This window comes from Micromonospora sp. NPDC005257, assembly GCF_042872445.1.
Classification (GTDB): domain Bacteria; phylum Actinomycetota; class Actinomycetes; order Mycobacteriales; family Micromonosporaceae; genus Micromonospora.
Window position 1 is genome coordinate 155,749 of record NZ_JBIAKL010000013.1, and the last position, 12,769, is coordinate 168,517.

Sequence of the window (12,769 nt, forward strand, 5' to 3'; positions counted from 1 at the left end):
CCCGTCGTGAACCTGCCCGGAAAGCTCGACGTGGCTGCCTGGGGGAGCGCTCCCACGCCAGAGCGTAGAGGTGGACGCCGATGCGTGCAACCACGCGGGTCAGCGGCCGCCGCGCCGCCCGCCGTAGAGCCTAAGCGCGTTGCAGACGTCGAACACGCCCGGCACGTCCCAGGCCAGTTCGGCGGCGACCAGACGCGTCGCCGGGTCCGCCACCAGGCCGGCGAGGATGACCACCCGGTTCTGCACGGTCACGGTGATCTGCTGCCGCCGGGTGGTCCAGTCGGCGCTGAGCCGCTGCGCGACGAGCGACGCGAGCCGGGTGTCCGCGTCGTCGGGCTCCGGCCGGCCGTCGGCGAACGGGAACTCGGGGTACGGCCAGGGCATCACCACGGGGAGGTCTCCTTCTGTTCGGTCAGGACCGGCCGGCGGGACACGGGCCCCGGCGCCGGGACGCGGCCGTCGACGACTGTGAAGACGCCGTCGAGCCGCATGGTGTGCAGCACGGTGAGCACGAACCGTGACGGCGACAGCAGGCACAGCCGCCGGCCGTCGCGCCGGGCGTCCTGGTGCGCGCGCACCAGCAGGCTGAGCCCGGTGGGGTCGATCACCTCGAGCCCGGACAGGTCGACCAGCTCCACGTCGTCGCGGACGGAGCGCTCGGCGAGGGCACGGCGTACCGTCGCGGCCGGGTCGACGTCGAGGGCGGCCGGTGTGCCGGTGACCTGTTCCAGATCGTCCAGGCCCAGGCCGCCGTCGGCGATGGCCGCCCGGGTGCTGCACCGGGGGCAGTGGTGCGGTCCGGACGCGAACGGGGAGCCGACCCAGTCGTGGTCGAACACCAGCGTCCACACCACCTCGGCGTCGGGCAGCGTGGTGCCCGTACCGGTGACGCTGTCGCCGCAGCCGTCGCAGATGAGCATCATCAGGTGGTCCGCGGGTACGACAGTCACACCTCCTCCTTTCGCCGGCCACCCGGTGCGGGCGGCGTCTGCCCCTCGGCCTCCGACCCGCCCGCGGCCACCACCGCGAGCACGACCGCCACGGCGGCGAAACCGGTCTCGACCATCAGCGGCAGCAGCGGCGAGCCGCCGGTGCGGTGATCCACCAGACCGACCACGATCGCGCCGAGCAGCGCGGCCGCCACGCCGAGCGCGAGCGTCAGCCAGACCGGGACGGCCTTGCGCCCGGGCAGGACGAGACGTCCCAACCCGCCGACGGCCAGGCCCACCACGAGCGCTCCGACGAGCGTGCTGCCGGTCACCGATCCTCCTCAGCGTGATGCGGACGCGACCCGGGCCCGGCCGCGCGCGGCCGGACGGGGCGTGTCGACGACGGGTACCGCACCCAGCCCGGAGGTCTCCAGGATGCGCCGGATCCGCGGGTGTGGATTGCTCAGCGTGAGCCGGCCGTCCTGCCGCGCCAGCCGACGGTGCACGTCCAGCAGCAGCGCGAGGGCGGCGGGGTCCACATGCCGGCACCCGGCGAGGTCGATCGTCAGCTCGCGGGGCCGCAGCGCGAGGATGCGGTCCAGCACGTGGGCGACCTCGGGCAGCCCGGCGAGGTCCAGCTCGTCGGTGATGTCCACGCGCACGTGCGGCACGGCGGACTCCGGCGGGGACGGCAGGGTGGCGGGCATCGCGTCGCTTCCGTGGTCGGATCGGGGCAGACCTCACTCTGCGCGCGGATCTTGGAGGTCCCCGGACGGTTGCATGACGGTTCGATGACAAAAAGCACGAACGGCCTGCGCAATTGGGCGACCCGTGCGGGGCCGGTCATGATGCCCATATGACGGCCGTACTGGTGATCGAGGACGACGACCGCATCCGGCTCGCGTTGCAGCTCGCCCTGGAGGAGGAGGGCTACGAGGCGCACGGCGAGCCGACCGCCGAGGACGGGCTGCGCCGGCAGCGGGAGAAGCCGGCCGACTACGTGCTCGTCGACCTGATGCTGCCCGGCATGAACGGCTTCGACTGCATCCGGCAACTGCGCCGCGACGACGACGTGCCGGTCGTGGTGATCAGCGCCCGCGACGACACCCACGACATCGTCGCCGCGCTGGAGGCCGGCGCCGACGACTACGTGGTGAAGCCGGTCGCGATCAAGGAGCTGTCCGCCCGGCTGCGGGCGCTGCGACGGCGCGTGCGCACGGTGTCCGGGCCCGTGCCCGCCCAGTTCTTCGGCGACCTGGAGATCAGCGCGGAGGCCGGCGAGGTGCGGCGCTCGGGCCGGCCGGTGCCGGTCACCCGGACCGAGTTCCGGCTGCTCTGCGAGCTGGCCGAGCACGCCGGGCGGGTGCTGTCGCGCCAGCAGTTGCTCAGCCGGGTCTGGGGCTACGAGACCGGCGACGAGCGGCTGGTCGACGTGCACGTGGGTCGGCTGCGGCAGAAGATCGAACCCGACCCGGCCAACCCGCGCCACCTGGTCACCCTGCGCGGTCTCGGCTACAAGCTCCAGCGATGACCCGTCCCGGACTCCGCGCCCGGGTCACCGCGGCGTTCGCCGTCGGCGCGTTGCTGCTGTCGGCGCTGATGGCCCTCTTCTCGTACGACCTGACCCGGCGCTCGCTGCTCGACGAGCGGGAGCGCGCGGCGGTGCGGGCCGCCTACTACGACGCCGCCGTGGTTCGCTCCGGCCTGGACACCGGCACCCCGGACGTGGTGGCGGTGCTGCGCTCGCTCGACACCGGCAGCGCCCGCCGGCCGCTGCTGCACCTGCCCGACGGCTGGTACGCCCGGACCGCCGACGTGGGCGCCAGCTCGGTGCCGCCGGAGTTGCAGCGCATGGTGGCCGCCGGCAAACCCGCGGTGCAGCGCATCCGGCTCGACGGTCAGCCCGCGCTGCTGGTCGGCGTGCCGCTGCCCGGCGCGCTCGGCTACTACGAGCTGACCTCGCTGCGGGAGGTCGAGGAGACGTTCCAGGTGGTGGGGCTGGCGCTGATCGCCGTGGCGATCATGGTCGCCGGGGCGGGCGCGGCGCTCGGCTGGTACGCCACCCGGCACAGCCTGCGGCCGCTCACCGCGGTGGCCGACGCGGCGGAGCGGATCGCGGCCGGCGACTTCGCCACCCGGCTCGACCCGACCACCGATCCCGACCTCACCCGCCTGTCCAGCTCCTTCAACGAGATGGTCGACAAGCTGGTGCACCGCATCGAGCGGGACCGGCGCTTCGCCGCCGACGTGAGCCACGAGCTGCGCTCGCCGTTGCAGACACTGTCCGCCGCCGCGAGCGTGCTCAACCGCCGCCGGGAGCACCAGGACGAACGCACGGCGACCGCGGCGGGCCTGGTCGCCGACGAGGTGACCCGGTTCCAGCGCCTGGTCGACGACCTGATCCAGCTGGCCCGTACCGAGCAGCCGGCCCACCGCGAGACGGTCGACGTGGTGGAGCTGGCCCGGGCCTGCTGCCGGGAGCGGTCGCTGCCGGAGAGCCTGGTGACTGTCGACGGCGACGCCTCGCACCTGTGGTGGGTCGACCGGCGCCGGTTCGCCCAGACGCTGCTGAATCTGGTGGAGAACGCCGAGCGGTACGGCGGTGGGCCTGTCGCCGTACGCCTCGGCGGACGCGACGGAGTGGGCGTGCTGGAGGTCGACGACGCCGGTCCGGGCGTGCCGCCCGCCGACCGCGAGATCATCTTCGACCGGTTCGTCAGGGGGCGGGCGGCGCACGACCGGGCCGGCACCGACGGCACCGGCCTCGGGCTCGCCCTGGTGGCGCAGCACGCCGCCGCGCACGGGGGGACGGCCGCCGTGCTGGACCGCGAGCCCGGCGCGCGCTTCCGCGTCGAGCTGCCCGGAGCGCTGCGATGAGCCGGCGGCGGCTCCTGCCCGGCCTGCTCGCGGCCGTGCTGCTGGCCGGCTGCGGTGTTCCGGTGGACGACGAGCCCCGGCTGGTGCAGACGCCGCCCGGCGCGTTCCCGACCCCGGCCGTGTCCTCGACCGTCGATGCGGACGGGCGGGTGGACGAGCCGTTCTGCTTCGTCCGGGACGACGGCCTGGTCGTGGTCAAGCGCCGGGTCGACGGGCTGCCGGAGGTGGACGCGCATCTTCAGCACCTGCTGGCCGGGCCGGACGGCGGTGAGCGCCGGCAGGGGCTGGCCACGGCGCTTCCGGGCACCGTGGCGGTCGCCGGGGCGACGCTCGCCGGCACGCTTGCCACCGTCGACGTTCGCCAGGTCGGCGAGGAGACCGGCCGCAACGACGAGGTGCTCGCCTTCGGGCAGATCGTGTGCAGCCTCACTCAGCGGCCCGACGTGTACAGCGTGGTGTTCCGCCGGGACGGGCAGCCGCTGGAGGTGCCGCGCGCGGACGGGAGCCTCTCCGTGTTGCCGCTCACCGCTGCCGACTACCGCCCGCTGATGCCTCGCTGATGCACCCGCATCGGCCCTTTGTCCGGTTATGTTCAATAATCTCCATCGTCCTTTCGGTTGATTTGGCGGTGGCCTTTGGTCTAGTGTGGCTGGCACGACCGGTGTGGGAGGCCACCCGTTCTCCGAGGACAGGAAGGGCAGCATGACCACGATGACCATGGCTTCGACCGCGACCGAGGTGCACCGCGCGCCGCAGACCGGTGAGGAGTCCCGTGCCAGCGAGCTGATCACGGCGCTCGCCGCACTGCCCGCCGACCACCCGCAGCGGGCCGCCCTGCGCAACCAGGTCATCGAGGCGTGGCTGCCGCTGGCCAACCACCTGGCCGCCCGCTACAGCGGTCGCGGCGAGCCCGCCGGCGACCTGGCGCAGACCGCGGCGCTCGGCCTGATCAAGGCGGTCGACCGGTTCGACGCCTCGCGCGGCGTCGACTTCGCCGGGTTCGCCATCCCGACGATCCTCGGCGAGATCAAGCGGCACTTCCGCGACCGCACCTGGAACATCCGGGTGCCGCGCCGCCTCCAGGAGCTGCGGCTGCGCATCTCCGAGGCGAACAGCACGCTGACCCAGACGCTCAACCGGGCCCCGACCGTCGCCGACATCGCGGCCCACCTCGACGTCACCGAGGAAGAGGTGCTGGAGGGCCTGGAGGGCGCCCGCGCGTACAACGCGGTCTCGCTGTCCACCCCGATCGGCGACGGCGACAGCGCCACCGAGCTGGGCGACACGCTCGGCACCGAGGACAACGAGTACGAGCTGGCCGAGCTGCGCGCCTCGCTCGGCCCGGCGCTCGCCACCCTCGACGAGCGCGAGCAGAAGATCCTCACGCTGCGCTTCTACGGCAACCTGACCCAGAGCGAGATCGCCGCCCGGGTCGGTGTCTCCCAGATGCACGTGTCCCGGCTGCTCGCCCGCGCGCTGACCAAGCTGCGTGGCCAGCTCACCGAGGCCTGATCCACCCGACCGCGACCCCCGCCGGCCCCCCCGGCGGGGGTCGCGTCGTCTCACCCACCGCCGCGCCCGCCCGAACCTCGCGCGAGGCCGGTCAGTGGGGGAGGGCTGTGGACAGGCGGCGGACGGCCTCGTCCATCTGCTCGGGTGGTGCGGCGGCGTAGGTGAGGCGCAGGTGCGGGGCGGAGGGCTCGGCCGCGTACCAGGGGCGCCCGGGGAAGACGGTGACCCCGGCGGCGGCCGCTGCCGCCGTCACCGCGACGTCGTCGGCACCGTCGGGCAGGCGTACCCACAGGTGCAGGCCACCGCGTGGGACGTCGCGTGGCGCCAGTGCCGGCAGGTGCCGGTCCAACGCGGCGAGCAGCGCCTCCCGGCGGGCCCGCAACTCCCGGCGCAGGGTACGGCGGTGCCGGTCCCAGGCCGGCGCGGTGAGGAACTCCAGCGCGGCCTGTTGCAGCGGCCCGGCGACGAAGAGGTCGTCGAGCAGGCGGGCGGCGCGCAGCCGCGCCCCGGCCGGTCCGCGCGCGCCGAGCGCGGCGATCCGCAGGCCGGGCGCGGCCAGCTTGGTCAGCGACCGCAGATAGACGACGTGCCCGTCCGGGTCGTCGGCGGCGAGCGGGGGCGGGGCGTCGCCGTCGACGGTGAGGTCGCGGGCGTAGTCGTCCTCGATCAGGAACGCCCCGGCCGCGCGTACCGCCTCGGCGACCTGATCACGGCGGGCCGGCGCGAGTGTCGCGCCGTGCGGGTTGGCGTGCAGCGGCTGGCAGTAGAACAGCCGGGCGCCGGTGCGGGCGAACGCGGCGGCGAGTTGGTCGGGCCGTACCCCGTCGGCGTCGGCGGGTACGGGCACCACCCGCAGCCCGGCCGCGCGGGCGGCGGCGAGCGCGCCCAGGTAGGTGGGGGACTCGACCAGAAGCGCGTCGCCGGGCGTGGTGAGCGCCCGCAGGGTCGACGAGAGCGCGGCCTGTCCGCCCGCGCAGATCACCATGTCCTCGGCGCGCAGGCCGCCACCTGATTCGCGGGCGAACCAGGCTCGCAGATCCGCCCGCCCCTCCACCGGGCCGCGCTGCCACGCGGCGGGCTGGCGGGAGGCACGGGCGAGCGCCGCGCCGAGCGCGGCGGCGGGCTGGAGATCCGGGTCCAGGTAGCCACCGGTCAGCGCAATCGCGCCCGCCGGAGGTAACGCCAGCAGTGCCTGCATCTCCTCCTCGCCGCCCCGCCGCGGGCCCAGCGCGACGGTCTGCCACGACAGGTCGGCCCGCGGCGGCCCGGTGCGCCGGGCGGCCACGAACGCGCCGCGCCCCGGCCGCGTCTCGATCAACCCGTCCGCGACGAGCCGCCGGGTCGCCTCGGCGACGGTCACGGGGGAGACGTGATGATGCGCGGTCAGCTCCCGCACGGAAGGCAGCCGCGTGCCCGGGGCGGCGGACGCCGCCAGCGCATCCAGGTACCGAACGACGCGATCGATAGCGCTACCATCACCCATGAAGGAACAGAGTAGCGCTACTGTCCCGACGACGATAACGGCCAGCCCGGGCGGCGGGGTCGCCCTCGGCGCGCTGGGCGTGCTGGCCTTCAGCATGTCGCTGCCGGCCACCCGCGTCGCGGTGCACACACTCGACCCCTGGTTCGTCGCCTTCGGACGGGCGGTCGGCGCGGCGCTGCTCGCGTGGGCCTACCTGCGGCTGACCGGCGCGCCACGTCCCACCCGCGACCAGTGGCGCCGGCTGTCGATCGTCGCGCTCGGCGTCGTGGTCGGCTTCCCGCTGTTCACCTCGCTCGCGCTCACCACGCAGACGTCCGCGCACGGCGCGGTGGTCGTCACCGTGCTGCCCGCCACGACAGCGGTGTTCGCGGTGCTGCGGGCCGGTGAACGGCCGCCGCCGCTGTTCTGGGTCGCCGGCGCCGCCGGCCTGGCGCTGGTGCTCGCGTTCCTCGCCGCCGGCGGCTCGATCCGCGGCGCGCTGTCACCGGCCGACGCGTTCCTGCTCGCCGCCGTGGTGCTCTGCGGCCTCGGGTACGCCGAGGGCGGCCGGCTGGCCCGCGAACTCGGTGGCGCCCGGACGATCTGCTGGGCGTTGCTGCTGTCGCTCCCGGTCACCGTGCCGGTCACCGCGGGGGCCGCGCTCCTGCACCGCCCGCAGGGCGGCGTCGCCGCCTGGGCCGGATTCGGCTACCTCACAGTGGTGTCGATGTTCCTGGGCTTCTTCGCCTGGTATGCCGGGCTGGCCCGGGGTGGGATCGCCAAGGTCGGCCAGATCCAGCTCGTCCAGCCGGTGCTCACGCTGGTGTGGTCCGCAGTGCTGCTGGGTGAGGCGGTCACGCCCGGCGCGCTGGTGGTGGCGGGCGCGGTGCTCGCCTGCGTCGTGCTCATCCAGCGCACCCGGGGCGGCGCGGCACCGGCGCGCGCCCCGGGCAGCCCGTCCTCAGCAGGCCGGGATGGCGCCGCTCACGCTGGAGATGTACGCGTGGCTGACGAAGTGACCTGACGCGAGCCGGTTCCACTGGCTGGTGGTCCGGTACGGGCCGCTCACCGACTGGCCGGTGACCGAGCACTCGATCGGCACGTTGGCGTAGGTGGCGGCCAGGCCGACGACGGGGTTGCTGGTGGCCGGGCCGGAGCGGATGTTGAGCGGGCCGCTGCCGATCCGGCCCCGGGTGCCGCTGCCGGTCCAGAGGTAGGCGACGTCGACCCAGGCGTTGTCGGTGAGCAGCAGGCCGTCCCAGAACGTGCCGTCGGCGAGGTCGATGCCGGCCGGGCTGCCCACCACGCGCCCGAACTGGTCCCGGCCTCCGTTGTAGCCGCTCTGGTACGCCGCCTGTGCCTCGGGCCGGCCCTGCGGCAGGTCCTTCCACGACTCGCGGACACTGCTCGGGTTCCAGTAGTCGTCCTTGGTGTTCCACGGCCCGATGTCCCAGACCGGCGCGTACTCGCAGCGACTGCGGGTGGTGGTGCAGACCCGCACGGTGTAGTCGCCGGTGTTCTTCGGCGCGAGACCTCGGGCCGACGGCAGCGCGACGAAGTGGTCCCGCGAGACGATCACGTGCCCGTTGGCGGTGGTGCCGCCGACCAGCCCTTCGCGGGTGGCGTACACCCGGTAGGTGAGGCCGGGGGTGGCGGCCGTGACGGCGGCGACCGAGTCGGTGACGAGCCGGACCTCACGCAGGGTGGGCGTGGCGGACGGCCGTTCGGCGGTGAGGGTCACCCGGATCTGCACCCGGGTGACCGGCTGGTCGAAGACGGCGGCGCCGGAGAGGGACCGCCACTCGGTCCACGCGCCCGACCGCCAGCCCCGCGCCGACACCTCGACGGCGCCGTCCCGGCCTGCGCTCGCGACGACGTCGGCCCGGACCCGGTTGGCCGGGGCGGCGAGCGAGTGGGGCGCGACGAGGAGCGTGCCCTGGGCCGCGGCGCGTCGCTGCGCGGCGGCGGGCCGTGCCGTGTCGGCGAGACGGAGCCCGCTGCCCGTCCAGGTGACGTTCACGTCGTCGGCGTCGATGACGGCCAGCTCGGCGCTCCAGGTGTTGCCGCCGGACGGTGGGTCCAGGGGCGCGGCGAGGGCGGGTGAGGCGGCCAGGGCCGCGACGATCGCACCGGCGACGGCGGCCCGCATGGGGGTGCTGCGGCGATGGGGCATGGCGCTCCTCGTGAGGCATGAGTTAGACGAGCGTCGATCTTCAGGGTGAGGTGCAGGCAACCATCGATCTCGCGTCCCGTCAAGAAGGCGGTCCTGGCGTCCGGCGCGGCCGGGCGGTGCAAAAAACCTGCAAACGCCAGCCCTTGCCTTCCTGGAAAGCGCTTTCATACGATTGCGTTACATCGATGTTTCATGTGCGGGCCGGGCATCGCAGATGAACCACATTCGCTGGCGACGCGCCTGATCGCGGCGCGGCTCCTCATTATCTCCATTCGGTGACCGCCGCTGCTCGGCGGCGATTCCCGCATGCTCGAAAAAGGAATGAGGCGACATGAGAAGAACAGTCGCTCTGCGACTCCACGCGGCACTGGCCACGGCGGCCGTCGGTATCGCCGTCGCCGTGGCGCTACCGTCACCGCAGGCGTCGGCGGCGGCCGGCAGCGCCACCGGCTACGCCACCCAGAACGGCGGCACCACCGGCGGCGCGGGCGGGCAGACCGTACGCGCCACCACCGGCACCGCGATCCACGCGGCGCTGTGCAACCGGGCCAGCAGCAGCACCCCGATCACCATCGAGGTGACCGGGACCATCAATCACGGCAACACCAGCAAGGTCTCCGGATCGAGCTGCAACACCGCCGACGGCGTGATCGAGCTGAAGCAGATCAGCAACGTCACCATCGTCGGGGTGGGCAGCGGAGCCGTCTTCGACCAGCTCGGTATCCACATCCGCGACTCCCGCAACATCATCATCCGCGACGTCACGGTGCGCAACGTCAAGAAGTCCGGCTCGCCCACCTCCAACGGCGGCGACGCGATCGGCATGGAGAGCACCGTCCGCAACGTGTGGGTCGACCACGTCACGCTGGAGGCGTCCGGCGGCGAGTCGGAGGGCTACGACGGACTGTTCGACATGAAGGACGACACCCAGTACGTGACGCTGTCGTACAGCATCCTGCGCAACTCCGGCCGCGGCGGCCTGATCGGGTCCAGCGAGAGCGACCGCGGCAACGGCTACATCACCTTCGAGCACAACCTGTACGAGAACATCGACTCCCGTACGCCGCTGCTGCGCGGCGGCATCGCCCACATGTACAACAACCACTACACCGGGCTGCACGAGTCGGGCATCAACTCCCGGGCCGGGGCGCGGGCCAAGGTGGACAACAACTACTTCCGCAACTCCAAGGACGTGCTCGGCACGTTCTACACCAGCGAGCGCGGCACCTGGCAGGTCAGCGGCAACATCTTCGACAACGTGACCTGGTCCTCGCCCGGCAGCGACAACTACCCGGCGGGTCCGAACGTGACGTCCACGACCACCGTGAGCGTCCCGTACTCGTACCGGCTCGACGCGGCGAGCTGCGTGCCGGAGATCGTGCGGCAGACCGCGGGCGCCAACACCGGCCTGCGGGTCTCCGACGGCAACTGCACGCCGCAGTCCCCGGCCCCGACCACGCCGGGGCCGACCACGCCGGCGCCGACCACGCCCCCGCCGGGAACCACCACGCCGCCCCCGTCCGGCGGGACCAACCTGAGCCTCGTCTCCGGCGCCGGCGCGGACGGGTCCAGCAAGGCCGACGGCACCAGCTACGGCAACGTGCGCGACGGCAACCTGAGCACCTACTGGTCGCCGTCCGGGTCGACCGGCACGATCTCGATCAAGTGGGGCTCCGACACGCGGGTGTCCCGGGTGGTCATCCGGGAGCCGTCGGGCACCTCGGGTTCGATCGGGTCCTGGCAGCTGGTCAACAACGACACCGGCGCGGTGCTCGCCTCCGGCGGCGGGGCCGGCCAGATCACCTTCGCCGCGACCACGCTGCGAAAGATCAACTTCAAGATCAACAGCTCCGGCGGTACGCCGAGAGTCGGCGAGTTCGAGACGTACGCCGGTTAGCGGTCACACACGAGCGGGGGCGGCCGATCCGGCCGCCCCCGCCCTCGTGCGTGTCGCCGGTCAGAGGGTGAGCACGACCGTGGAGATGCTCCGCGCGCCGACGTTCACCGTCACCTGGTTGCCGTTCACGCCGACCGGCTGGCTCGCCGCGCTGGCGTTCTGCGACGTGGCCACGTACTCGGCCCGGCTGACGTTCTGCGGCGCCTGGATGACCGCGTTGTTCACCGCGCTCGTGGACCGGTTGAGGATCACCAGCGTGACCTTCCCGTCGCCGGAGTAGGCGGTCACCTCCAGCGGCGAGGCCTTCGAGCTCTTGGTCAGGGCGACCCGCTGGTAGCCGGGCCGCACGTACTTGGCGTACTGCGAGAACGCGTACCCGCGCTTGAGCGGCGCCCCCGCCACGGTGCCGTACGCGGACTCGCCGTCACCGATGAACGAGTAGTAGCGCTTGCCGTACCACCAGACGTACGCGCTCCAGTTCGACTCCATCGACTTGTGCACGGTGCGCATGATGTCGTCGAGCGTCTCGTTCCAGGCCGCGGCGTTGGCCGGGTTGCCCCAGATGTTGGAGCCGCCGCCGTCGGCCTCGTGCAGGTTCCACTCGGTCATCCACACCGGCTTGTTGTACTGCTGCGCCAGCGTGTACGGCTTCAGCCGGCCGGACGCCTCGGTGCCGTAGAGGTGCCCGCCGATGTAGCCGATGTTGTTGCGGGCCGCCGCGTCGTTGAGCGTCGGGTCGGTGTAGCCGTAGTTGAGGTTCACCGCCTCGGCGACCATCAGCTTCGTGTTCTGCACCTTGGCGCCCTGCTCCCGCACGAAGGTCTGCAGCTCGGTGCCGCTCCAGTCCATCGAGTCGTAGTCCGGGTGCCAGTCCGGCTCGTTCTGTACGGACGTGACGTCGATCGTCACGCCCTGGTTGCGCATGTACTGCACGTAGCTGTTGAGGTGGCCGGCGTAGTCGTCGTAGTAGTCGGTGCGCAGCTTGCCGCCGTTGATCCGGCTGTTGTTCGTCTTCCAGGCCGCCGGGGCGGTCCACGGCGACGCCATGATCTTCACGTTCGACCCGTACGACTTCGCCGTCCGCAGCGCGCTGACCTGGGTTCCCCACTCGCCGGACACCGGCGAGATGCCGGTACGCACGATGGACAGGCCGAGCTGGTTGGGACCGAGCCCGACGAGCGTCTGCGTGTCGGCCGTCGACCACGCGCCGCCCCAGATCGGCACCGCGGCGCCGAATCCGTCGATCGTCTGGTAGCGGCTGGCGGTGTTGACGGTGATGTCCGCCGCCCCGGTGGGCGGTGGGCTGCTGGGTGAGGTGGTCGGCGAAGTCGTCGGCGAAGTCGACGGTGAGGTGGACGGCGACGTGGTCGGCGTCGTCGTGCCGCCGGTGCAGGTCACCCCGTTGAGCGCGAAGCTGGTCGGCGCGGGGTTGCTGCTGGTCCAGGCCCCGTTGAAGCCGAACGACGTGGTGCCGTTGGTGGGGATGGAACCGTTGTAGTCGACGTTGCGGGCGGTGACCGCCGCTCCGCTCTGCGTCACAGTGGCGTTCCACGCCTGGGTGACGGTCTGACCGGCGGCGTAGGACCAGGTGAGCGTCCAGCCGTTGACCGGGTCACCGAGGTTGGTGACTGTGACGTTCGCGCCGAAGCCGCCCTGCCACTGCGACGACACGGCGTAGTCGACCGCGCAGCCGACGGCCGCCGCGCCGGCCGGCAGCGCCGCGGCGACCGCGGTCGACGCCAGCAGGACGGCCCCGGCCGACAACGCCGCGGTACGGGTCGTCAGGTGTCTTCTCATCGAGCCTTCTCTCCTTGTTCGGCCGGGTCAGCGCTGGAGGGTGAGGAGTCCGGGTCGGTAGGGCAGGAGGCCGTAGTCGCCGCCGGAGTTGGGGGAGCGGCCTTGGTAGAGCAGTTGGAGGT

Annotated in this window: 13 protein-coding genes; 6 read left to right on the forward strand and 7 right to left on the reverse strand. The window is 72.9% G+C overall.

What is annotated here, in order from left to right:
* Positions 1-99: 99 nt before the first annotated feature.
* From ACFYO8_RS25395 to ACFYO8_RS25410, 4 genes are read right to left on the reverse strand one after another with little or no spacing between them, the layout of a single operon-like run.
* Positions 100-390, reverse strand: coding sequence for a BON domain-containing protein (locus ACFYO8_RS25395; protein WP_354872074.1), 291 nt, complete (start codon positions 388-390; stop codon positions 100-102).
* On the reverse strand, positions 384-950 hold the full coding sequence (locus ACFYO8_RS25400) for an STAS domain-containing protein (RefSeq protein WP_355096138.1): 567 nt from the start codon (positions 948-950) through the stop codon (positions 384-386). The genes ACFYO8_RS25395 and ACFYO8_RS25400 overlap by 7 nt, the downstream gene beginning before the upstream one ends.
* Positions 947-1,261, reverse strand: coding sequence for a hypothetical protein (locus ACFYO8_RS25405; RefSeq protein WP_354872078.1), 315 nt, complete (start codon positions 1,259-1,261; stop codon positions 947-949). The genes ACFYO8_RS25400 and ACFYO8_RS25405 overlap by 4 nt, the downstream gene beginning before the upstream one ends.
* Positions 1,262-1,270: 9 nt before the next feature.
* Positions 1,271-1,636 (reverse strand): STAS domain-containing protein, encoded by a 366-nt coding sequence (locus ACFYO8_RS25410; RefSeq protein ID WP_354872080.1) that lies wholly within the window; start codon positions 1,634-1,636, stop codon positions 1,271-1,273.
* A gap of 149 nt (positions 1,637-1,785) precedes the next feature.
* On the opposite strand from ACFYO8_RS25410, the gene ACFYO8_RS25415 reads away from it, so the two are divergent.
* The 4 genes from ACFYO8_RS25415 (at position 1,786) to ACFYO8_RS25430 (ending at position 5,318) form a co-directional block, all read left to right on the forward strand.
* Complete coding sequence (locus ACFYO8_RS25415; protein ID WP_354872083.1) at positions 1,786-2,460, forward strand: response regulator transcription factor; 675 nt, start codon at positions 1,786-1,788, stop codon at positions 2,458-2,460.
* Complete coding sequence (locus tag ACFYO8_RS25420; protein ID WP_354872085.1) at positions 2,457-3,806, forward strand: HAMP domain-containing sensor histidine kinase; 1,350 nt, start codon at positions 2,457-2,459, stop codon at positions 3,804-3,806. Before ACFYO8_RS25415 ends, ACFYO8_RS25420 begins: the two co-directional genes overlap by 4 nt.
* Positions 3,803-4,366, forward strand: coding sequence for a GerMN domain-containing protein (locus ACFYO8_RS25425; RefSeq protein ID WP_354872088.1), 564 nt, complete (start codon positions 3,803-3,805; stop codon positions 4,364-4,366). The genes ACFYO8_RS25420 and ACFYO8_RS25425 overlap by 4 nt, the downstream gene beginning before the upstream one ends.
* Before the next feature lie 142 nt (positions 4,367-4,508).
* Positions 4,509-5,318, forward strand: coding sequence for a SigB/SigF/SigG family RNA polymerase sigma factor (locus ACFYO8_RS25430; RefSeq protein WP_354872090.1), 810 nt, complete (start codon positions 4,509-4,511; stop codon positions 5,316-5,318).
* Positions 5,319-5,409: 91 nt separating this feature from the next.
* Here ACFYO8_RS25430 and ACFYO8_RS25435 read toward each other — a convergent pair whose 3' ends face one another.
* On the reverse strand, positions 5,410-6,801 hold the full coding sequence (locus ACFYO8_RS25435) for a PLP-dependent aminotransferase family protein (RefSeq protein ID WP_357711291.1): 1,392 nt from the start codon (positions 6,799-6,801) through the stop codon (positions 5,410-5,412).
* Here ACFYO8_RS25435 and ACFYO8_RS25440 point away from each other — a divergent pair.
* Positions 6,800-7,804 (forward strand): DMT family transporter, encoded by a 1,005-nt coding sequence (locus ACFYO8_RS25440; RefSeq protein ID WP_357711293.1) that lies wholly within the window; start codon positions 6,800-6,802, stop codon positions 7,802-7,804. The genes ACFYO8_RS25435 and ACFYO8_RS25440 overlap by 2 nt on opposite strands.
* Here the strand turns inward: ACFYO8_RS25440 and ACFYO8_RS25445 are convergent.
* The gene (locus ACFYO8_RS25445; RefSeq protein ID WP_357711295.1) at positions 7,742-8,953 is read right to left on the reverse strand and encodes a hypothetical protein; all 1,212 of its coding nucleotides are present in this window, start codon (positions 8,951-8,953) and stop codon (positions 7,742-7,744) included. The genes ACFYO8_RS25440 and ACFYO8_RS25445 overlap by 63 nt on opposite strands.
* Positions 8,954-9,284: 331 nt before the next feature.
* Here ACFYO8_RS25445 and ACFYO8_RS25450 point away from each other — a divergent pair, with 331 nt between their 5' ends.
* Positions 9,285-10,850 (forward strand): polysaccharide lyase family 1 protein, encoded by a 1,566-nt coding sequence (locus ACFYO8_RS25450; protein WP_387257614.1) that lies wholly within the window; start codon positions 9,285-9,287, stop codon positions 10,848-10,850.
* A 60-nt stretch (positions 10,851-10,910) separates the two neighbouring features.
* On the opposite strand, the gene ACFYO8_RS25455 is transcribed toward ACFYO8_RS25450, so the two are convergent.
* Positions 10,911-12,647 (reverse strand): cellulose binding domain-containing protein, encoded by a 1,737-nt coding sequence (locus ACFYO8_RS25455; protein ID WP_357711299.1) that lies wholly within the window; start codon positions 12,645-12,647, stop codon positions 10,911-10,913.
* Positions 12,648-12,769: the final 122 nt, after the last annotated feature.